Origin of the sequence: Burkholderia sp. Bp9004 (assembly GCF_003858025.1) — a bacterium.
Taxonomy (GTDB): domain Bacteria; phylum Pseudomonadota; class Gammaproteobacteria; order Burkholderiales; family Burkholderiaceae; genus Burkholderia; species Burkholderia diffusa.
Genome location: NZ_QTQD01000015.1, coordinates 50,498 through 70,063 on the forward strand (window position 1 = coordinate 50,498; position 19,566 = coordinate 70,063).

General features: G+C 65.5%; 14 protein-coding genes. 1 reads left to right on the forward strand and 13 read right to left on the reverse strand.

What is annotated here, in order from left to right:
* Window positions 1-80: 80 nt before the first annotated feature.
* The 3 genes from putA to hemE all read right to left on the reverse strand — a co-directional run bounded on the left by putA (window position 81) and on the right by hemE (window position 8,194).
* On the reverse strand, window positions 81-4,013 hold the full coding sequence (gene putA, locus DIE08_RS17820; protein WP_124902787.1) for a trifunctional transcriptional regulator/proline dehydrogenase/L-glutamate gamma-semialdehyde dehydrogenase: 3,933 nt from the start codon (window positions 4,011-4,013) through the stop codon (window positions 81-83).
* A 376-nt stretch (window positions 4,014-4,389) separates the two neighbouring features.
* Window positions 4,390-6,651 (reverse strand): primosomal protein N', encoded by a 2,262-nt coding sequence (locus DIE08_RS17825; protein ID WP_124902789.1) that lies wholly within the window; start codon window positions 6,649-6,651, stop codon window positions 4,390-4,392.
* A 448-nt stretch (window positions 6,652-7,099) separates the two neighbouring features.
* A complete protein-coding gene (gene hemE, locus DIE08_RS17830; RefSeq protein ID WP_124627913.1) occupies window positions 7,100-8,194 on the reverse strand; it encodes a uroporphyrinogen decarboxylase in 1,095 nt (364 codons plus the stop codon).
* A 148-nt stretch (window positions 8,195-8,342) separates the two neighbouring features.
* Here hemE and DIE08_RS17835 point away from each other — a divergent pair, with 148 nt between their 5' ends.
* Window positions 8,343-9,152: a transporter substrate-binding domain-containing protein gene (locus tag DIE08_RS17835; protein ID WP_124627911.1), complete on the forward strand. Its 810-nt coding sequence runs from the start codon at window positions 8,343-8,345 to the stop codon at window positions 9,150-9,152.
* A gap of 693 nt (window positions 9,153-9,845) precedes the next feature.
* On the opposite strand, the gene DIE08_RS17845 is transcribed toward DIE08_RS17835, so the two are convergent.
* The 10 genes from DIE08_RS17845 to DIE08_RS17890 all read right to left on the reverse strand — a co-directional run bounded on the left by DIE08_RS17845 (window position 9,846) and on the right by DIE08_RS17890 (window position 19,331).
* Window positions 9,846-11,573, reverse strand: a complete 1,728-nt coding sequence (locus tag DIE08_RS17845; protein WP_124902791.1) for an AMP-binding protein — start codon at window positions 11,571-11,573, stop codon at window positions 9,846-9,848.
* A 259-nt stretch (window positions 11,574-11,832) separates the two neighbouring features.
* A complete protein-coding gene (locus tag DIE08_RS17850) occupies window positions 11,833-12,258 on the reverse strand; it encodes a F0F1 ATP synthase subunit epsilon (protein WP_006477288.1) in 426 nt (141 codons plus the stop codon).
* Between the two features lie 104 nt (window positions 12,259-12,362).
* A complete protein-coding gene (atpD, locus tag DIE08_RS17855; protein ID WP_034183838.1) occupies window positions 12,363-13,757 on the reverse strand; it encodes a F0F1 ATP synthase subunit beta in 1,395 nt (464 codons plus the stop codon).
* 66 nt (window positions 13,758-13,823) lie between these two features.
* Window positions 13,824-14,699 carry a F0F1 ATP synthase subunit gamma gene (gene atpG, locus DIE08_RS17860; protein WP_059602072.1) on the reverse strand — a complete coding sequence of 292 codons (876 nt, stop codon included), beginning with the start codon at window positions 14,697-14,699 and terminating at the stop codon, window positions 13,824-13,826.
* A 69-nt stretch (window positions 14,700-14,768) separates the two neighbouring features.
* Window positions 14,769-16,310 carry a F0F1 ATP synthase subunit alpha gene (gene atpA, locus DIE08_RS17865; protein WP_059602075.1) on the reverse strand — a complete coding sequence of 514 codons (1,542 nt, stop codon included), beginning with the start codon at window positions 16,308-16,310 and terminating at the stop codon, window positions 14,769-14,771.
* A 44-nt stretch (window positions 16,311-16,354) separates the two neighbouring features.
* Window positions 16,355-16,894 carry a F0F1 ATP synthase subunit delta gene (locus DIE08_RS17870; protein WP_014895498.1) on the reverse strand — a complete coding sequence of 180 codons (540 nt, stop codon included), beginning with the start codon at window positions 16,892-16,894 and terminating at the stop codon, window positions 16,355-16,357.
* Window positions 16,895-16,896: 2 nt separating this feature from the next.
* Complete coding sequence (locus tag DIE08_RS17875; protein ID WP_006477283.1) at window positions 16,897-17,367, reverse strand: F0F1 ATP synthase subunit B; 471 nt, start codon at window positions 17,365-17,367, stop codon at window positions 16,897-16,899.
* Window positions 17,368-17,496: 129 nt separating this feature from the next.
* The gene (gene atpE / locus DIE08_RS17880; protein ID WP_006482730.1) at window positions 17,497-17,766 is read right to left on the reverse strand and encodes a F0F1 ATP synthase subunit C; all 270 of its coding nucleotides are present in this window, start codon (window positions 17,764-17,766) and stop codon (window positions 17,497-17,499) included.
* 75 nt (window positions 17,767-17,841) lie between these two features.
* Complete coding sequence (atpB, locus tag DIE08_RS17885) at window positions 17,842-18,693, reverse strand: F0F1 ATP synthase subunit A (RefSeq protein WP_039351439.1); 852 nt, start codon at window positions 18,691-18,693, stop codon at window positions 17,842-17,844.
* A gap of 110 nt (window positions 18,694-18,803) precedes the next feature.
* Window positions 18,804-19,331 carry an ATP synthase subunit I gene (locus DIE08_RS17890; protein WP_059682672.1) on the reverse strand — a complete coding sequence of 176 codons (528 nt, stop codon included), beginning with the start codon at window positions 19,329-19,331 and terminating at the stop codon, window positions 18,804-18,806.
* Window positions 19,332-19,566: the final 235 nt, after the last annotated feature.

The following is a 19,566-nucleotide window of genomic DNA, read 5'->3' on the forward strand; positions in this document are numbered from 1 at the left end:
TCTCCTTGGTACCAGGGTAAATGGAGCGGCTTCGGGATCGCCTTGCCGCTTCCTTTGTTTGATCCGAACGGCAAGGATGGTCAGCCGATCGTCATCAAATTCGCATTGCCGCCCGCCGCGGCCGTGTTCACGCTCACCGAGCGCTCGGTGAGCAGGCGCTCGAGCGCGTAGTCTTCCGCGTCGCCGTTCTCGAACGCGCCCGCCGACACGCCCTGCACCGACACGATCGGGCCCGGTCGCTGCGCGACGTCCTTCACGAGCGTCTGCAGTTCGTCGCTGTCGCCTTCGAACAGCACCGCGTCGAACGGCGCATCGGCCTGCTTGCGCACGGCCGCATGCCCCTTCAGCGCCGCCGGCAGCGCGGCGACCAGCGCCTCGCCCGCCGCGCCGGCGAACAGCGCGCGGTTGCCCGTCGCCAGCACCGCCGCGAACTGCGCGCGCGCGCCGCCCGGCGTGGCCGCGACACACAGCACCGTGCCGCGCGGGCCGAGTGTATACGTGTTTCGCTCGCCCGTCGGCCCGGTCAGCACCGCGGTCGCACCGGCCGGCACCTGCGCCAGATAGCCGTCGCAGCGTGCGGCCAGCGCCGGCTCGCGCAGCTCGATCAGCCAGTCGCGCAGCGTCGTGAGCGCCGCCGCCGGGTTGCCGCGTGCGTCGCCTTCGACCGCGCCGTCCGCGATCAGCATCTGCGCGAGCGAGCGCGGCAGGCCCGACGGACGCGTCGCGAGCAGGCGCTGCAGATACAGCGCGCCGCCGGCCTTCGGGCCCGTGCCCGACAGCCCTTCGCCGCCGAACGGCTGCACGCCGACCACCGCGCCGATCACGTTGCGGTTCACGTAGATGTTGCCGACGTGCGCGTTCGAGATCACGTGCGCGATCGTCTCGTCGATCCGCGTGTGGATGCCGAGCGTCAGGCCGTAACCCGTCGCGCGGATCTGCTCGAGCAGCTTGTCGAGCTGGCTGCGGCGATAGCGCACGACGTGCAGCACCGGGCCGAACACTTCACGCTTCAGCTCGTCGATGCTGCCGATCTCGATCAGCGTCGGCGGCACGAACGTGCCGTGCGCGCAAGCTTCCGGCGACGACAGCTGCGTGACCGCGTGGCCCTTCTCCTGCATCGCCGCGACGTGCGTGTCGATCGTCTGCTTCGCTTCGGCGTCGATCACCGGGCCGACGTCGGTCGACAGCCGGTCCGGGTTGCCGAGCGCCAGCTCGTGCATCGCGCCCTTGAGCATCGTCAACGTGCGGTCCGCGACGTCGTCCTGCAGACACAGAACGCGCAGCGCCGAACACCGTTGACCGGCCGAGTCGAACGACGACTGCATCACGTCCGCGACGACCTGCTCCGCGAGCGCCGACGAGTCGACGATCATCGCGTTCTGGCCGCCCGTTTCCGCGATCAGCGGAATCGGCTTGCCGTCCGGGTCGAGGCGCGCGGCGAGCGTCTTGTTGATCAGGCGCGCGACTTCGGTCGAGCCGGTAAACATCACCGCGCGCGTGCGCGGATCGGCGACCAGCGCCGCGCCGACGGTCTCGCCGGTGCCCGGCAGCAGCTGCACCGCGCCGGCTGGCACGCCGGCCTCGCGCAGCAGGCGCACGGCCTGGGCGGCAATCAGCGGCGTCTGTTCGGCCGGCTTCGCGAGCACCGTGTTGCCTGCCGCGAGCGCGGCCGCCACCTGGCCCATGAAGATCGCGAGCGGGAAGTTCCACGGGCTGATACAGACCACGGGGCCGAGCGGGCGGTGCGTGTCGTTCGAGAATTCGTCGCGGATCTGCGCCGCGTAGTAGCGCAGGAAGTCGACGGCTTCGCGAATTTCGGCGATCGCGTTCGGCAGCGACTTGCCGGCTTCGCGCACGATCAGGCCCATCAGCGTGTGCATCTGCGCTTCGAGCAGGTCGGCCGCGCGCACCAGGCAGTCGGCGCGTGCATCGACCGGCGTCGCCTGCCAGATCGGCGCGGCGGCCACCGCGTGCGCGAGCGCCGCGCTCACGTGTTCCGCCGTCGCTTCGCTGACGGTGCCGACCAGGTCGCGCTGGTCGGCCGGGTTGCGCACGTCGCGCGCCGGGGCGTCGGCGAGCGCGTCGTCGGCGAGCATCGGCGCCGCGCGCCACGGATGGTGCGCGCTCGCGAGCAGCGCGGACGACAGCGACGCGAGACGATGTTCGTTCGACAGGTCGAGGCCCATCGAGTTGGGACGCTCGTCGCCGTAGAGGTTACGCGGCAGCGGGATCTTCGCGTGCGGCGCGCCGAGCGGCACGACCTTCGATGCCTCGTCGACCGGATCGGCGACCAGTTCCTTCACCGACACCGTCTTGTCGGCGATGCGGTTCACGAAGGACGTGTTCGCGCCGTTCTCCAGCAGGCGGCGCACGAGGTACGCGAGCAGCGTTTCATGCGTGCCGACCGGTGCATACACGCGGCACGGACGGTTCAGCTTGTCGCGGCCCGTGACTTCCTCGTACAGCGGCTCACCCATCCCGTGCAGGCACTGGAATTCGTACTGGCCGGGGTAGTAGTTCTGGCCGGCCAGGTGATAGATCGCGGCCAGCGTGTACGCGTTGTGCGTCGCGAATTGCGGGTAGACGGCGTCGGGCGCCGCGAGCAGCTTCTTCGCGCACGCGAGGTACGACACGTCCGTATAGATCTTGCGCGTGTAGACCGGATAGCCTTCGAGGCCGTCGACCTGCGCACGCTTGATTTCGGTATCCCAGTACGCGCCCTTGACGAGGCGGATCATCAGGCGGTGACGGCTGCGGCGCGCGAGGTCGATCAGGTAGTCGATCACGAACGGGCAACGCTTCTGGTAGCCCTGCACGACGAAGCCGATGCCGTTCCAGCCGGCCAGTTCCGGATCGAAGCAGAGCGCTTCGAGCAAGTCGAGCGAGATTTCGAGGCGATCCGCTTCTTCCGCGTCGATGTTCAGGCCGATGTCGTAGCGGCGCGCGAGCAGCGCGAGCGCACGCACGCGCGGCAGCAGCTCGCTCATCGTGCGGTCCTGCTGCGAGCGCGAGTAGCGCGCGTGCAGCGCCGACAGCTTGATCGAGATGCCCGGGCCTTCGTAGATGCCGCGGCCGCCGGCGGCCTTGCCGATCGCGTGGATCGCCTGCTCGTACGACGCGTAGTAGCGCTGCGCGTCCTCTTCGGTCGTCGCCGCTTCGCCGAGCATGTCGTACGAGTAGCGGAAGCCGCGCGCTTCGTACTTGCGGCTGTTCGCGAGCGCTTCGGAAATCGTCTCGCCGGTGACGAACTGCTCGCCCATCAGACGCATCGCCATGTCGACGCCCTTGCGGATCAGCGGCTCGCCGCCGCGGCCGATCAGGCGCGTGAGCGCCGACGACAGGCCCGCTTCGCTATTGGTCGTCACGAGCTTGCCGGTGATCATCAGGCCCCAGGTCGCCGCGTTCACGAACAGCGACGGCGCGTGGCCGACGTGCGAGCGCCAGTCGCCCTTGCTGATCTTGTCGCGGATCAGCGCATCGCGCGTCGCGCGATCGGGAATGCGCAGCAGCGCTTCGGCCAGACACATCAGCGCAACGCCTTCCTGGCTCGACAGCGAGAACTCGTGGATCAGCCCCTCGACGCCGCCGCCCGAGCTCTTCTCGCGCAGCGCCTCGACGAGCTGCGTCGCGAGCGTCTGCACGTCGGCCTGCAGGTTCGCGGGCAGGCGCGCCTGGCCCAGCAGGAACGGCACGCATTCCGGCTCGGGGCGGCGATACGCGGCCGTGATCGCCGCGCGCAGCACCGATTGCGGCTGCACGTTCTGCGCGAACTCGAGGAACGGATGCGGCGAGTTGTCGTCGTCGCCGTCCGTCGCCTGGCCGTCGGCGAGCTCCGTCACGCCGCTGTTGCCCGACAGTTCAGGCGGCAGCTGGCCGTGCTCGATCCGCTCGAGATACGCGAAGATCGCCTGCTTGATCAGCCAGTGGGGAGTGCGCTCGAGACGCGCTGCCGCGTCTTTCAGGCGCGAGCGGAGAAGGTCGTCGACTTTGACGCCGAGAGTCGTGCTTGCCATGGTGGGTTCGTGCGCCGGTGCGAGCCCGGCGATGTGGTGTGAGAGGATGCGCGAAATCCTACGGCACGCAATAAAAAGGTGCAACCGAATTAATGGATCGGTTGCACCTTCAAGTTACTCAATATAATCAGCCACTTATGAAGTTGCAACCTAGGGGTTGCCCGTGGTCGGCGGATCGGTGTTTTCCCTGATCGGGGCGAGTTGGCGCGCGTGGGCAACCCTTGGCGTGCACCACCGAGGGGAAAAGCGGGTTGCACTGTGCGAGGTGGCAGGGAATTCAGGCGGGTGTGGGACTGGCCGGCAGGCGGCTCGCGCAGGTCGCCGGTTCCGGCCGGCTCGGTATCGGCGAGCGGTGCGGCGGCCGCGCGCGCAGCGCTCAGATATCCAGCGGATCGACCTCGACGCTCCACCGCAGCACGCCCTTCAGCGCACGCAGTTCCGGCTGCCATGCGCGCAGCGCATGCTGCAATGCCGCCCGCGACGCGCTTTCGAGCAACAACTGCGCGCGGTGGACGTTCGCGACCTTGACGATCGTCATCGGCACCGCGTCGTAGACGGTCACGCGATCGGCGCCCGGCAGCCCCGGCAACGCGGCCGCGGCCTGCAGCAGGAACGCGAGCGCCGCATCGAGCGTGCGTCCTTCGGCGCGCAGCAGCGCCTGGTAGACGAACGGCGGCAGGTGGGCGTCACGGCGCTCGCCGAGCGTCGAATTCGCGAAGCCGACGTAATCCTGCCGGCCGAGCGCGTGATACAACGCGTGACGCGGGTAACGCGTCTGCACGAGCACCTCGCCCGGCAGTCCGGCGCGCCCCGCGCGGCCGCTCACCTGCATCAGCTGCGCGAACAGCCGCTCGCTCGCGCGGAAGTCGTGCGAGAACAGCGCGGTGTCGGCATTGAGCACGCCGACGAGCGACACGCGCTGGAAGTCGTGCCCCTTCGCGATCATCTGCGTGCCGACCAGGATGTCGACTTCACCGGCGTGCACGTCCGAGAACAGCGCCTGCGCACTGCCCTTGCGTCGCGTGCTGTCCGCGTCGATCCGCAATATCCGTGCGCCCGGCACGGCCTCGGCGAGCGCCTCCTCGATGCGCTGCGTGCCGCGCCCGAGCGGCGCGATATCGACGTTCCCGCATTCCGGGCACGACCGCGGAATGCGCGCTTCCCAGCCGCAGTGATGGCAGCGCAGCGCATGCTCGGGCTTGTGCAGCACGACGTAGGCGCTGCAGCGCGGGCAACCGGCGACCCAGCCGCACGCGTCGCACGCGAGCTGCGGCGCGTAGCCGCGCCGGTTCAGGAACACGAGGCTCTGCTCGCCGCGCTCGAGCCGCGCCTTCAACGCCGCGACGAGCGGCCCCGACAGCCCGCCCATCGACGCGCGCCCGCGCCGCCGCTCCTCTTCGAGATCGATCAGCCGCACGGTCGGCAGCGTCGCGTCGGCTACCGCGCGGCGCGACAGCGTGAGCCGCGTGTAGCGGCCCTGATCGGCCTGCCACCAGCTCTCGAGCGAAGGCGTCGCCGAGCCGAGCACGACCGGAATGCCGAGATGCTTCGCGCGCCACACGGCAAGATCGCGCGCCGAATAGCGCAGCCCTTCCTGCTGCTTGTACGCGGGCTCGTGCTCCTCGTCGACGACGATCAGTGCGAGCGTCGGCAGCGAAGCAAGCACCGCGAGCCGCGTGCCGAGCACGATCCGCGCGCGGCCCGTGTGCGCGGCGAGCCAGTTGCGCGCACGCTCGCCCTCGGCGAGCCCGCTGTGCAGCGTGACGATCGCGTCGTCGGCGAGCGTGCCCGCGAAGCGTGCGCGGAACGCGGCCTCGAACTGCGGCGTCAGGTTGATTTCGGGCACGAGCACGAGCGCCTGCGCGTCGGGCCGCACATCGAGCAGCGCGGCGAGCGCATGCAGATAGACCTCGGTCTTGCCGCTTCCCGTCACGCCATGCAGCAGGAACGGCGCGAAGCCCTGCGCGGCGCGGATCGCGTCGAGCGCCTCCGCCTGCTGGTCGGTGAGCGCCGGCGGCACAGTTCGTCCACTGGTTGTCGACAGGTTATCCACAGCTTTGGGCACAGGCGCGTCGGCCCAGCCGATTTCCTCGATGGCGACCCAGCCGCGCGCCGCCCAGTCGTCGAGCGTGGCGGCGGCCTTCGGATGCAACGCACGCGCATCGGGCAACGTCATCGAATCGGCGTCGGCGAGCGCCTGCGCGAGCCGCCGCAGCGCGGCCCCGCGCGCCGGCAGTGCGTCGGGCAGCGCCGCGCGGCCGGCTTCGGTCAGCCGGTAGCGCACCTCGGGCGCCAGCAGCCGGCCCCAGCGCTCCGCGTCGCGCAGCGCCTGCGGCAACGCCGGCAGCGCGACTTCGCCGCGACCGCGCTGGTAATAGTCGGCCGCGAACGACACGAGCGCGAGCCAATCCGGCGCGAGCGGCGGCAGCTCGGTACAGATCGCGTCGATCGCCCGCAACCGGGACGGCGGCACGTCGGTGTGAGTCGTCACTTCGCAGACGAGGCCGACAACCTGCCGCTTGCCGAACGGCACCTGCACCAGGGTGCCGGGCTCAGGCGCCGGCTGGACGTCGCAGCGGTAGTCGAACAGGGTGGCGAGCGGATGGTCGAGGGCGACCCTGAGGTAGGTGCCGCCCATCACCGCGCCCCGGCGACAGCACGGGGCGCACCGGCGAATTGCACCCGGGTCCGCGCCACGGTGGCGAACTTAAAGTAAAACTTCAGATTCGGCGCTAAGTTTTGGATTCGCATTAGGAATCGCCGTATACCCTGACCAGCCTGTGGATAACTTTGTTGAGAACTCGCCGTTCAACAGCCGCGAAGCGCGCGGGGCCGTGCTTCCCGCTGTTTTCGGCCGCCGTCGGCCGCGCCCCGCGGAGCCTTATTCCATAAGGCTGCTATTCAAATTACGGAACCATAGCGAGACATTTCGACCGATACAGGGCTCTACCGCGCTGCAACGTGGAAAATGTGCATAAGTCAAGTCTTGACAAGCCTTGAATCGGCAACCGGTGCGGGGTTGCGCCCTGTTTAGCGCCGACAGCGAAACGCCGCCACCCCGCAGTGCAGCATGACAGCGCTTGCGCTTAGCCGACCGATCCGCTACGGATCTTGCGGCTGTGGGTGTGCACTTCGTCGACGAGCTCGGCGACGTGGTCGGGCGACGTGAACTGCGAAATGCCGTGGCCGAGGTTGAATACGTGACCGGGGTGATTGCCGTAGCTGTCGAGCACCGCACGCGCCTGCTCGCGCACCACGGCCGGCGGCGCAAACAGGATCGTCGGGTCGAGGTTGCCCTGCAGCGCGACGCGCCCGGCGACGCGTTCGCGCGCGGCGCCGAGATTGACCGTCCAGTCGAGGCCGACGGCGTCGACGCCGGTCGCCGCGATTTCCTCGAGCCACAGGCCGCCGCCCTTCGTGAACGTGATCACCGGCACGCGCTCGCCGTCGTGCTCGCGCTTCAGCTGCGCGACCACGCGACGGATGTAGTCCAGCGAGAAGCGCTGATATGCGCCGTCCGCGAGTGCGCCGCCCCACGTATCGAAGATCATCACGGCCTGCGCGCCGGCTTCGATCTGCGCGTTCAGGTACGCGGCCACGGCCTGCGCGTTCACGTCGAGGATCCGGTGCATCAGGTCGGGGCGCGAATACGCCATCGACTTCACCGTGCGGAAATCGTCCGACCCGCCGCCTTCGACCATGTAGCACGCGAGCGTCCACGGGCTGCCCGAGAAGCCGATCAGCGGCACGCGCTGGCGGCCCTGGCCGTCGGTCAGCGCGCGGCGGATCTCGCGCACGGCGCCCGTCACGTAACCGAGCGTCTCCTCGATGTCCGGCACCGCGAGCTTCGCGACGTCGGCCTCGGTGCGCACCGGATGCGCGAACTTCGGCCCTTCGCCGACCTGAAAGTCGAGGCCGAGGCCCATCGCGTCGGGAATCGTCAGGATGTCCGAGAACAGGATCGCGGCGTCGAGCGGGAAGCGCTCGAGCGGCTGCAGCGTCACTTCGGTCGCGTAGTCGGGATTCTTCGCGAGGCCGAGGAAGCTGCCGGCGCGCGCGCGCGTCGCGTTGTATTCGGGCAGATAGCGGCCGGCCTGACGCATCAGCCAGATCGGCGTGTAGTCGGTCGGCTCGCGCAGAAGCGCACGCAGGAAGGTGTCGTTGAGCAGGGTATGGGCCACGGTAGGAGCGACGAGCGAAGGCAAAGCGGCATTTTACCGGAGCGCGGCCGCACGGCTGCGTATGCCGATGCGATGGCGGCCATATGACGCGCGCGATGGCTCCGTTATGATCGGACGCTGATATCGAACCGACCGAAGGAGGAGACCGATGAAGACATTCGCCACGCTGGCTACGCTCGCCGCTGCCATGCTTTGCTGCGCCGCCGCGCACGCGCAGGGTACGACCACGACGGCGGCCCCGACCACTGCGGCCGTCGGCTCGCGGCTCGACGACGTGGTCGCACGCGGCACGCTGCGCGTGTGCACGACGGGCGACTACAAGCCGTATTCGTACTACCGCGCGGACGGCCGCTTCGAGGGCATCGACATCGACATGGCCGAGTCGCTCGCGAAATCGCTCGGCGTGAAGGCCGAGTTCGTGAAGACGAGCTGGTCGAACCTCACCAACGACTTCGTCGCGAAGTGCGATGTCGCGGTGGGCGGCGTGTCGACGACACTCGAGCGCCAGAAGCGCGTGTTCTTCACGCAGCCGTACGTGGTCGATGGCAAGACGCCGATCGTGCGCTGCGCGGACGCCGACAAGTACCAGACCGTCGCGCAGATCGACCGGCCCGAGACCCGCGTGATCGTGAACCCGGGCGGCACCAACGAGCGCTTCGCGAAGCAGTTCTTCACGCATGCGAACCTGAGCGTCTATCCGGACAACGTGACGATCTTCAAGCAGATCCTCGCGGGCAAGGCGGACGTCATGGTGACGGATGCGTCCGAGACGCTGCTGCAGCAAAAGCTGAATCCGGGCCTGTGCTCCGTGCATCCGGACAAGCCGTTCCAGTTCGGCGAAAAGGCATACATGGTGCCGCGCGGCGACGTCGTCTTCCAGCAGTACGTCGACCAGTGGCTGCATCTGGCGCTATCGTCCGGCGAATACCAGGCGATCTCCGACAAGTGGCTGAAGTGAGCACGATCGCTTGCGGAACGGGCGTCCGATAACGACGTGGACCCGTTGCCGCCGCCGGCCACGCCGTTACACATCGGCGTGGCGCGTGGCCGGCGTGAAATCGCGAAAACCGGCCGAATGGCCGACTATCGCGTGCCTCAATCACGTTTCAAAATCTTTCCGACGAATGAATCGTCATGTGCGGTATCTGCCGCGCGATGCACATTCCGGCGTGTAAATCGGCATTTCATCGACGCCGATACGCATGAAAAACGCATTATGCGCACCCGATGAAAACTCTGCGGAAATGACGAGTAAATATGACCTTCTTCAGGACCCCGAAAACAGAAAAAAATCCCGGAAAGCCTTATCTGGCGGGCGTTACAACCTGAAACACTTTGTTACCGTGAGGGATCATTAATTCGCCCACAATGGGCTCAACGGTTTCAACACGGATGCGGTCTCGTGTGCCAAGTGTGAGCGGACGCGAAGCGCTGCGAGCCAGTCGGTCACGTACCGAAGCCCTTCCGAGGGGCATCCCTGTTGGAGTCGTTTCCGGCTCCCGCCGGACTCGGTTTCATCTTTGGTCTCCTCGCGCTAACCCCGTAGCGTGTGGTTTTTAGCGGGCTTATAAGCCCGCTTTTTTTCGTCCATCGAAAACGCAACGGCCCGCAGGCCGCCGCGTTCGTCCCGCCGCCGGGCCGCTTGCTCGTATCAAGCGGTCTTCTGCACGTCGAGCTTCAGCTCGTCGATCATCCGTTCGCGCATCACGAATTTCTGCACCTTGCCCGTCACCGTCATCGGCAGCTCGTCGACGAAGCGGATGTAGCGCGGAATCTTGTAGTGCGCGATCTGGCCGCTACAGAACGCGCGCACGTCATCCTCGGTCATCTGCTCGTTCGCGCGCAGCACGATCCACGCGCACAGCTCCTCGCCGTATTTCGCGTCGGGCACGCCGAACACTTGCGCGCTCTGAATCTTCGGATGCCTGAACAAGAATTCCTCGATCTCGCGCGGATACACGTTCTCGCCGCCGCGAATGACCATGTCCTTCAGCCGGCCGACGATGTTGCAGTAGCCGTCGGCGTCGAGCGTCGCGAGGTCACCCGTATGCATCCAGCCGTCGACCAGCACCTCGCGCGTCTTCGCGTCGTCGTCCCAGTAGCCGAGCATCACCGAGTAACCCTTCGTGCACAGCTCGCCCGTCGCGCCGACCGGCACGATCTCGCCGGTTGGGTCGACGATCTTCACCTCCAGGTGCGGCTGGATGCGGCCGACCGTCGTCGTGCGCTTCTCGAGCGGGTCGTCGGTCGAGCTCTGGAACGACACGGGGCTCGTCTCCGTCATTCCGTACGCGATCGTGATCTCGGACAAATGCATCTGCGACACGACGCGCTTCATCGTCTCGATCGGGCACGGCGAGCCGGCCATGATCCCGGTGCGCAGCGTCGACAGGTCGAACTTCGCGAAGTCCGGATGATCGAGCTCCGCGATGAACATCGTCGGCACGCCGTGCAGCGCGGTACAGCGCTCCTCGGCGACGGCCGCGAGCGTCGCGACCGGATCGAACGCCTCGCCGGGGAACACCATCGCCGCGCCCTTCGACACGCACGCGAGCACGGCCAGCACCATCCCGAAGCAGTGATACAGCGGCACCGGGATGCAGAGCGAATCCTGCTCGGTGAAGCGCATCGCCATCGCGATCGAGCGCGCGTTGTTGACGACATTGCGGTGCGTGAGCGTCGCGCCCTTCGGGCTGCCGGTCGTGCCGCTCGTGAACTGGATGTTGATCGGATCGGTGGCCGCGAGCGTCGCGCCGATCGCGTCGAGTCGCGCGACATCGAGCGTGTCGCGGCCGCGCGCCATCACGTCCGCGAAGCGGAACATGCCGGCCGGCGCGACCTCGCCCATCGACACGACCGTGCGCAGGCTCGGCACGCGTGCCGCATGCAGGTCGCCCGGCGTCGCGCTCGCGAGCTCCGGCGCGATCGTCTGCAGCATCTCGACGTACGCCGACGTCTTGAAGCGCTCGGCCGCGATCACGGCCTTGCAGCCGACCTTGTTCAGCGCGTATTCGAGTTCCGCAAGTCGGTAGGCCGGGTTGATGTTGACGAGGACTGCGCCGATGCGCGCGGTCGCGAATTGCGTGAGCAGCCATTCGCTGCGGTTCGGCGACCAGATGCCGACGCAGTCGCCCTTCACGATCCCGAGCGCGGCGAGGCCCGCCGCGAGCACGTCGACCTCGTGCGCGAACGCGCGCCAGGTCCAGCGCACCTGCTGTTCGCGGAACACGACGGCCGGGCGATCGGGGAAGCGGCCCGCCGTGTCGAGCAGGAACCGGCTGATCGTCGCTTCGGATAGCGGCACGTCGGTCGCGCCGCGCACGTACGACAGTCCGTTTTCGGGCGCGATCAGCGCCCCCTTGCCAAGGTCTGCTGCCATCGATGTCTCCGTCCGTTTTTGTCTGATCGGCTCAACACGCGGCTGACGCGCGCGCCTGCTCCGCCACGATCGCGGCGGACTGCCTCTGCGCGGATGATGCCGCGTTCTGCTGACGACACTCTGACATCAAATCGCGGCGGGCGGATGAAATAGCACGACCGGACGATACGATCCGGCCCGCAAAAAACCGACGAAAACGACGGACGAAAAAAAAAGCAGCCCGAAGGCTGCTTTCTTTCGCGGGATACGCGCGCGCGGCTCAGTGCCGGCTGCGAATCTTCGCCAGACGCTGGATCGCTTCGAGCTGCGCCATCGCGGTCGCGAGCTCCGATTGCGCCTTTGCGAGGTCGAGGTCCGACTTCGCGTTCTGCAGCGTTTCCTCGGCACGCTTGCGCGCTTCCTCGGCTTTCGCCGCGTCGAGGTCCTTGCCGCGGATCGCGGTATCGGCGAGCACCGTCACGGCGCCCGGCTGCACTTCGAGAATGCCGCCTGCGACGAACACGAATTCGTCGTTGCCGCCCTCGACTTCGATGCGCACCGCACCCGGACGAATCCGCGTGATCAGCGGCGTGTGACCCGGCAGAATACCCAGCTCACCCGTTTCGCCCGGCAGCGCGACGAATTTCGCCTCGCCCGAGAAGATCTGCTCTTCCGCGCTGACGACGTCTACTTTGATGGTTGCCATATCGACTCCTGGTTGAGCGTATTACGTGGGCGCCCGTCCGTGAAAAGATGCCATCGAGACATCCTTCACGAACGCACGGGCGCCCGCTGCGTTACACCCGACCTTTACTGGATCTTCTTGGCCTTTTCGAAGGCTTCGTCGATCGTGCCGACCATGTAGAACGCCTGTTCCGGCAGGTGGTCGCACTCGCCGTCGACGATCATCTTGAAGCCACGGATCGTTTCCTTCAGCGGCACGTACTTGCCCGGCGAGCCCGTGAACACTTCAGCGACGTGGAACGGCTGCGACAGGAAACGCTGGATCTTACGAGCGCGCGCGACCGACAGCTTGTCTTCCGGCGACAGTTCGTCCATGCCCAGAATCGCGATGATGTCGCGCAGTTCCTTGTAGCGCTGCAGCGTCTGCTGAACGCGACGGGTGATCGAGTAGTGCTCTTCACCGATCACGTTCGGGTCGATCTGGCGCGACGTCGAGTCGAGCGGGTCGACCGCCGGGTAGATACCCAGCGAAGCGATGTCACGCGACAGAACGACGGTTGCGTCCAGGTGGCCGAAGGTGGTTGCCGGCGACGGGTCGGTCAAGTCGTCCGCAGGGACGTACACGGCCTGAACCGACGTAATCGAGCCCTTCTTGGTCGACGTGATGCGTTCCTGCAGCTTGCCCATTTCTTCAGCCAGCGTCGGCTGATAGCCCACTGCCGACGGCATACGGCCGAGCAGTGCCGACACTTCGGTACCGGCCAGCGTGAAACGGTAGATGTTGTCGACGAAGAACAGCACGTCGAGGCCTTCGTCACGGAAGTGCTCGGCCATCGTCAGGCCGGTCAGCGCAACGCGCAGACGGTTGCCCGGCGGCTCGTTCATCTGGCCGTACACCAGCGCGACCTTGTCGAGAACGTTCGAGTCCTTCATTTCGTGGTAGAAGTCGTTCCCTTCACGGGTACGCTCGCCCACGCCCGCGAACACGGAGTAACCGCCGTGTTCCTTCGCGATGTTGTTGATGAGCTCCATCATGTTGACGGTCTTGCCCACGCCAGCACCGCCGAACAGGCCAACCTTGCCGCCCTTTGCGAACGGGCAGATCAGGTCGATAACCTTGATACCCGTTTCGAGCAGTTCGGTCGACGGCGACAGTTCGTCGAACGCCGGAGCCTTCTGGTGGATCGAACGCGTATGTTCGCTCACGATCGGGCCGGCTTCGTCGATCGGACGGCCGAGCACGTCCATGATACGACCGAGGGTCGGCTTGCCGACCGGCACCGAAATCGGATTTGCCGTGTTCTTCACGGTCAGACCGCGGCGCAGGCCGTCGGATGCACCCAGACAGATGGTACGGACAACGCCGTCGCCCAGCTGCTGCTGGACTTCGAGCGTCAGTTCCGAGCCATCGAGAATGAGCGCGTCGTAGATCTTCGGCATGCTGTCGCGCGGGAATTCCACGTCGATAACGGCGCCGATGCACTGTACGATCTTGCCTTCTACCAAAGCAGCAGTACTCATCGCTTTTCCTTTAAATACCTGATTCTTTACTCGCGCAAAGGCGCAGTTGTCGTCCGTGGCGCGCGCTTAAACAGCAGCTGCGCCGCCGACGATCTCCGACAGTTCTTTCGTAATCGCGGCCTGGCGGCTCTTGTTGTATACGAGCTGCAGTTCGCTGATCACCGTCTTCGCGTTGTCGGACGCGGCCTTCATCGCGACCATCCGCGCCGATTGCTCGGACGCCATGTTTTCAGCGACGGCCTGGTACACCAGCGCCTCGACGTAACGCACGAGCAGTTCGTCGACGACTGCCTGCGCGTCCGGCTCGTAGATGTAATCCCACGACGTCGCCGGCGTACCGTCATCGGCTTCGAAGTGTTCCGACGACAGCGGCAGCAGCTGCTCGATCACGGCTTCCTGCTTCATCGTGTTGACGAAGCGCGTGTAAGCGATATAAACCGCCGACAGCTTGCCTTCCGAATACAGGTCGAGCTGCGTCTTCACTGCGCCGATCAGCTTGTCCAGATGCGGGGTGTCGCCGAGGTGCACGACCTGCGACATCACCTTCGCGCCGAAGCGGTTCAGGAAACCGAGGCCCTTGCTGCCGATCGCCGTGGCTTCGACCTTCTGGCCCTTCTCTTCCAGCTCCTTGAACTTCTGCACCGTCGCACGCAGCACGTTGGTGTTCAGCCCGCCGCACAGACCCTTGTCCGTCGTGACGAGGATGATGCCGGCCGTGTTCGCGCCGTCGTTTGCCACCATGAACGGGTGGCGGTACTCCGGGTTCGCGCGGCTCATGTGCGCGGCGATGGCACGGACCTTGTCCGCGTAAGGACGAGCGGCGCGCATGCGTTCCTGCGCGCGGCGCATCTTCGATGCGGCCACCATCTCCATCGCCTTCGTGATCTTGCGCGTGTTCTGCACGCTCTTGATCTTGCCGCGAATTTCCTTCATTCCAGCCATAGCTTGCTCCTTGACCGAAGCTGCGCGGGCGCATCAGCACCCGCGCGGCCTCAGTGTGTCACTCGCGGATCAATAGGCACCCGACTTCTTGAAGGATTCGATCGCCGCGCGCAGCGCGCCTTCGTCGTCCTTCGAGAGATCCTTGGTGTCTTCGATGCGCTTGATGAGGTCAGCGTGGCTGGTCTTCAGGTTGTCGCGCAGGCCCTTCTCGAACGGCAGCACTTGCTTCACGTCGAGGTCGTCGAGGTAGCCGTTGTTCGCGGCGTACAGCGACACGGCCAGTTCCCAAACCTGCAGCGGCTGGTACTGCGGCTGCTTCAGCAGTTCCGTCACGCGGCGGCCGCGCTCGAGCTGCTTGCGGGTCGCTTCGTCGAGGTCCGATGCGAACTGCGCGAATGCGGCCAGTTCACGGTACTGCGCGAGGTCGGTACGGATACCGCCCGACAGCTTCTTCACGACCTTCGTCTGAGCGGCGCCACCGACTCGCGACACCGACACGCCGGCGTTGATTGCCGGGCGGATGCCTGCGTTGAACAGGTCGGTTTCCAGGAAGATCTGGCCGTCGGTAATCGAGATCACGTTCGTCGGAACGAACGCGGTCACGTCGCCAGCCTGCGTTTCGATGACCGGCAGTGCCGTCAGCGAGCCGCTCTTGCCCTTCACTTCGCCGTTCGTGAACTTCTCGACGTACTCTTCCGACACGCGAGCAGCACGCTCGAGCAGACGCGAGTGCAGATAGAACACGTCGCCCGGATATGCTTCACGGCCCGGCGGGCGGCGCAGCAGCAGCGAGATCTGACGGTATGCCCAAGCTTGCTTGGTCAAGTCGTCGTAAATGATCAGCGCGTCCTGGCCGCGGTCGCGGAAGTATTCGCCCATCGTGCAGCCGGCGTACGGTGCGAGGTACTGCATCGCTGCCGAATCCGAAGCCGTGGCGGCGACGACGATCGTGTATTCCATCGCGCCCGTTTCTTCGAGCTTGCGAACCACGTTCATGATCGACGAAGCCTTCTGGCCGATCGCGACGTAGATACAGATCAGGTCCTTGCCCTTCTGGTTGATGATCGCGTCGAGCGCCACCGCGGTCTTGCCGCACTGACGGTCGCCGATGATCAGCTCACGCTGGCCACGGCCGATCGGCACCATCGCGTCGATCGACTTGATGCCCGTCTGCACCGGCTGCGACACCGACTTACGCCAGATCACGCCCGGGGCGATCTTTTCGATCGCGTCGGTCAGCTTCGCGTTGACCGGGCCCTTGCCGTCGATCGGGTTGCCGAGCGCGTCGACCACGCGGCCGACGAGTTCCGGACCAACCGGGACTTCCAGAATGCGGCCCGTCGTCTTGACGACGTCGCCTTCCGAGATGTGTTCGTATTCGCCGAGAATCACCGCGCCGACCGAGTCGCGCTCGAGGTTCAGCGCGAGGCCGAACGTGTTGCCCGGAAACTCGAGCATTTCGCCCTGCATCACGTCCGACAGGCCGTGGATGCGCACGATACCGTCGGTCACGGAGATCACGGTGCCCTGGTTGCGAACGTCTGCGCTCGCTTCAAGGCCCTGGATCCGGCTCTTGATCAGCTCGCTGATCTCAGAGGGATTGAGTTGCATTATTCGCTCCTGATAGTCAATTCTGTTGCGTGCCGGCGTGGCGCTCAGGCGGTCAAGGCAGCCTGCATCGATGCGAGGCGCGCGCGAACCGAGGTGTCGAGCACTTCGTCGCCGACCGTCACGCGCACGCCGCCGATCAGCGACGAATCGACTTCGACCGTCGGCTTCAGCTTGCGCTTGAACTTGCGTTCGAGGCCAGAGACGAGGCTTTCGAGATCCGCGCCGTTCAGCGGGAACGCGCTCACGATCTCGGCGTCGGCTGCACCTTCGCGTTCGTTCTTGAGCGCCTCGAACTGCTCGGCGATTTCCGGCAGCAGCGCGATGCGATGATTGTCGACCAGCATCTGCACGAAGTTCTTCGCTTCGGCGCCAGCCGCGACCGGCGACTTCACCGCAGCAAGCAGCAGCTCGGCCACTTGCGTGCGCGTCACCTTCGGGCTCGACGCGACCGACAGCACTTCCGGCAGACGCGCAACCTGGGCCAGCTCTTGCACGAGCGTGGACCAGGCGGCGATGTCACCTCCCTCGGCCACGCGGAACAGCGCTTCTGCGTAAGGGCGGGCGATGGTTGCAAGTTCGGCCATGATCAGAGCTCGGCTTTCAGTTGATTCAGCAGTTGGGCGTGGGCCGTTTGATCGACTTCGCGCTTCAGGATCTGCTCGGCGCCCTTCACGGCCAGCGCGGCGACTTCGCCACGCAGCGCTTCGCGCGCCTTCACGATTTGCTGTTCTGCTTCCGCTTTCGCCTGGGCGACGATGCGGGCGGCTTCAGCCTGGGCGTTGGCCTTGATTTCCTCGGCGACCGCCTGTGCACGCTTTTCAGCGTCGGCGATGCGCTGCTGGCCGTCGTTGCGGGCCTGCGCGAGTTCCTGGTCCACGCGCTTGTGCGCTGCGTCGAGTTCCGCCTTGCCCTTCTCCGCGGCGGCGAGGCCGTCGGCGATCTTCTTCGAACGTTCGTCGAGGGCGTTGATCAACGGCGGCCACACGAATTTCATCGTGAACCACGCGAGGACCAGGAACACGACCATTTGCGCAAACAGAGTTGCGTTGAGATTCACGGTGTTTCCTTATCTGCTATTCCGGAAAAATGAAACGGTAAGGCGCTCATCGAGTTGCATTCGATCAGCGCCCCAAGTCTCCGTTCCGCCCTGCGCCGGCTCACGCCGGGCGCATATTTCCGAGGAACCTTAGCCTGCGAGCTTCGACAGGAGCGGGTTCGCGAACGCGAACAGCATTGCGACACCAACGCCGATCAGGAATGCAGCGTCGATCAGGCCGGCCAGCAGGAACATCTTCGTTTGCAGCGGGTTGATGAGTTCCGGCTGACGTGCGCAGGCTTCGATGTACTTGCCACCCATCAGCGCGATACCGATACAGGCGCCGATTGCACCCAGGCCGATGATGATGCCGATACCGATGGCGGTCAGACCCTGGATGTTGGCGATGTAAGCTTGCATGATCACTCCTTTGTGAAAAGACTTGGAACTGAGATTTAAAAAACTAAAACGGAAACTCTTTTTTGCACGCCGCGCTTAGTGCTTGTCGTGCGCCTGGCCGAGATACACCAGCGTCAGCATCATGAAAATGAATGCCTGCAACAGAACAATCAGGATGTGGAAGATTGCCCAGACGCTACCCGCGATCACGTGACCAACGAAGCCGAGGAACGTTGCGTCGCCACCGAAGCTCCACATGCTGCCGAGCAGGGCGATCAACAGGAACAACAGCTCACCCGCGTACATGTTGCCGAACAGCCGCATGCCGAGGGAAACGGTCTTTGCGAGATATTCGACGATGTTCAACGCGAGGTTCGGGATCCACAGCAGCGGGTGCGCGCCGAACGGGGCCGACAGCAGCTCATGCACAAAGCCGCCCGCGCCCTTGATCTTGATGCTGTAGTAGATCATCAGGACGAACACGCCGAGCGCGATGCCGAGCGTGCCGTTCAGGTCGGCCGTCGGGACGATGCGGTGGTGGGAAATCACGTCCGACAGACCGAGCAGGCCGATGACGCGGCCCGGCAGGTCGACGGGGAGGAAGTCGAGGGAGTTCATCAGCGCGACCCACACGAACACCGTGAGGGCGAGCGGAGCGATGAAGGTGCGGTTGCCGTGGACGATGGCCTTCGATTGATCCTCGACCATTTCGACGAGCATCTCGATCGCACACTGGAAACGGCCCGGCACGCCCGAGGTCGCCTTGCGGGCGGCCAGACGCAGCAGGAGGATCGTCACGATACCGCACACGATCGACCAGAACAGCGTGTCGAGGTTCCAGACGTGGATGTCGAAAATCGACGTCTGATGCGAGGTGGAGAAATTCTGCAAGTGGTGCGCAATGTACTCGGACGGATCCGGACCGCGCGTGCCTTCGCTAGCTGCCATATCGTTAATGCCACCCAAATTGTCGAAAATCGTTTTGCCCCGTTCCGCAATACGCTATTGCGGGAACGGGCCGGTGCGGTTCATTGTCGAAACCGCACGCTGCTTGTTGCTTACCGCCAGGCCAGCGCGATCCAGTACGTCTTCAGCACGACGAGGTAGGTGACGAGGAGCGCCGGCCAATGCACGCCGGCATAGCCGTACGCCACTGCGGCGAACATCCCGATCGTCACGCCGAGCTTCAGGGCTTCGCCCATCACCCAGCTCATCACGGTGGCCGAACCACCTGCCTTCAGTCGTGCCACGAACAACGCGCTTGGCACCCAGCCGATCGCCCCGCCCAGAAACGCGGATTGCGCAGCGGCGCCCGGCGACTTCGAAAACAGCCACCACGCCAGCGTTGCAACCAGGGACAAGACCACCTGCGCGATCACCACCTTGTAGGGGGTTACGCGCGGCGGCTTGCTCACGTTCGGACCGAACAGCCTCTCGGCTTCCGTCCGCGTGAGCGGAACGATGTTGTTATCTTGCAGCTCGGCATCCCAGTCATCGCCATCGGACTCGCGCCGCTCGCCGGCCGCTGAAGCGGTGCGTTGCGCTCGGTGATCATCGTGCCTGTCGTTCGGCGCCTGACCCGCCATCGCAATCTTCCGCAAAATCCTTGAACCCGGCCCCAAGCTTTCTGAAAGCTTTCAGGGGTGCCTAGCTAACAAATCCGGGCGATTGTAAGCGATAGTTGCAGGTGATTCAAGGCTTTAGACGCGACAAAAACCTGCGTAAAACGACGCCTCATGATGTGAAAAAGCGTGCGCGTCGATGACGTACGATGACAGTTGTAAGGTCGGCTTTTTGCGCCGGCATTTCTTGCCCGAAAAA

Excerpts from the sequence above, each read along its gene's own strand:
- DIE08_RS17890 (WP_059682672.1), bottom strand. The coding sequence starts at position 19,331 with ATGGCGGGTCAGGCGCCGAACGACAGGCACGATGATCACCGAGCGCAA.
- DIE08_RS17870 (WP_014895498.1), bottom strand. The coding sequence starts at position 16,894 with ATGGCCGAACTTGCAACCATCGCCCGCCCTTACGCAGAAGCGCTGTTC.
- DIE08_RS17825 (WP_124902789.1), bottom strand. The coding sequence starts at position 6,651 with ATGGGCGGCACCTACCTCAGGGTCGCCCTCGACCATCCGCTCGCCACC.
- DIE08_RS17850 (WP_006477288.1), bottom strand. The coding sequence starts at position 12,258 with ATGGCAACCATCAAAGTAGACGTCGTCAGCGCGGAAGAGCAGATCTTC.
- atpA (WP_059602075.1), bottom strand. The coding sequence starts at position 16,310 with ATGCAACTCAATCCCTCTGAGATCAGCGAGCTGATCAAGAGCCGGATC.
- DIE08_RS17845 (WP_124902791.1), bottom strand. The coding sequence starts at position 11,573 with ATGGCAGCAGACCTTGGCAAGGGGGCGCTGATCGCGCCCGAAAACGGA.
- DIE08_RS17835 (WP_124627911.1), top strand. The coding sequence starts at position 8,343 with ATGAAGACATTCGCCACGCTGGCTACGCTCGCCGCTGCCATGCTTTGC.
- atpB (WP_039351439.1), bottom strand. The coding sequence starts at position 18,693 with ATGGCAGCTAGCGAAGGCACGCGCGGTCCGGATCCGTCCGAGTACATT.
- atpE (WP_006482730.1), bottom strand. The coding sequence starts at position 17,766 with ATGCAAGCTTACATCGCCAACATCCAGGGTCTGACCGCCATCGGTATC.
- putA (WP_124902787.1), bottom strand. The coding sequence starts at position 4,013 with ATGGCAAGCACGACTCTCGGCGTCAAAGTCGACGACCTTCTCCGCTCG.
- atpD (WP_034183838.1), bottom strand. The coding sequence starts at position 13,757 with ATGAGTACTGCTGCTTTGGTAGAAGGCAAGATCGTACAGTGCATCGGC.
- atpG (WP_059602072.1), bottom strand. The coding sequence starts at position 14,699 with ATGGCTGGAATGAAGGAAATTCGCGGCAAGATCAAGAGCGTGCAGAAC.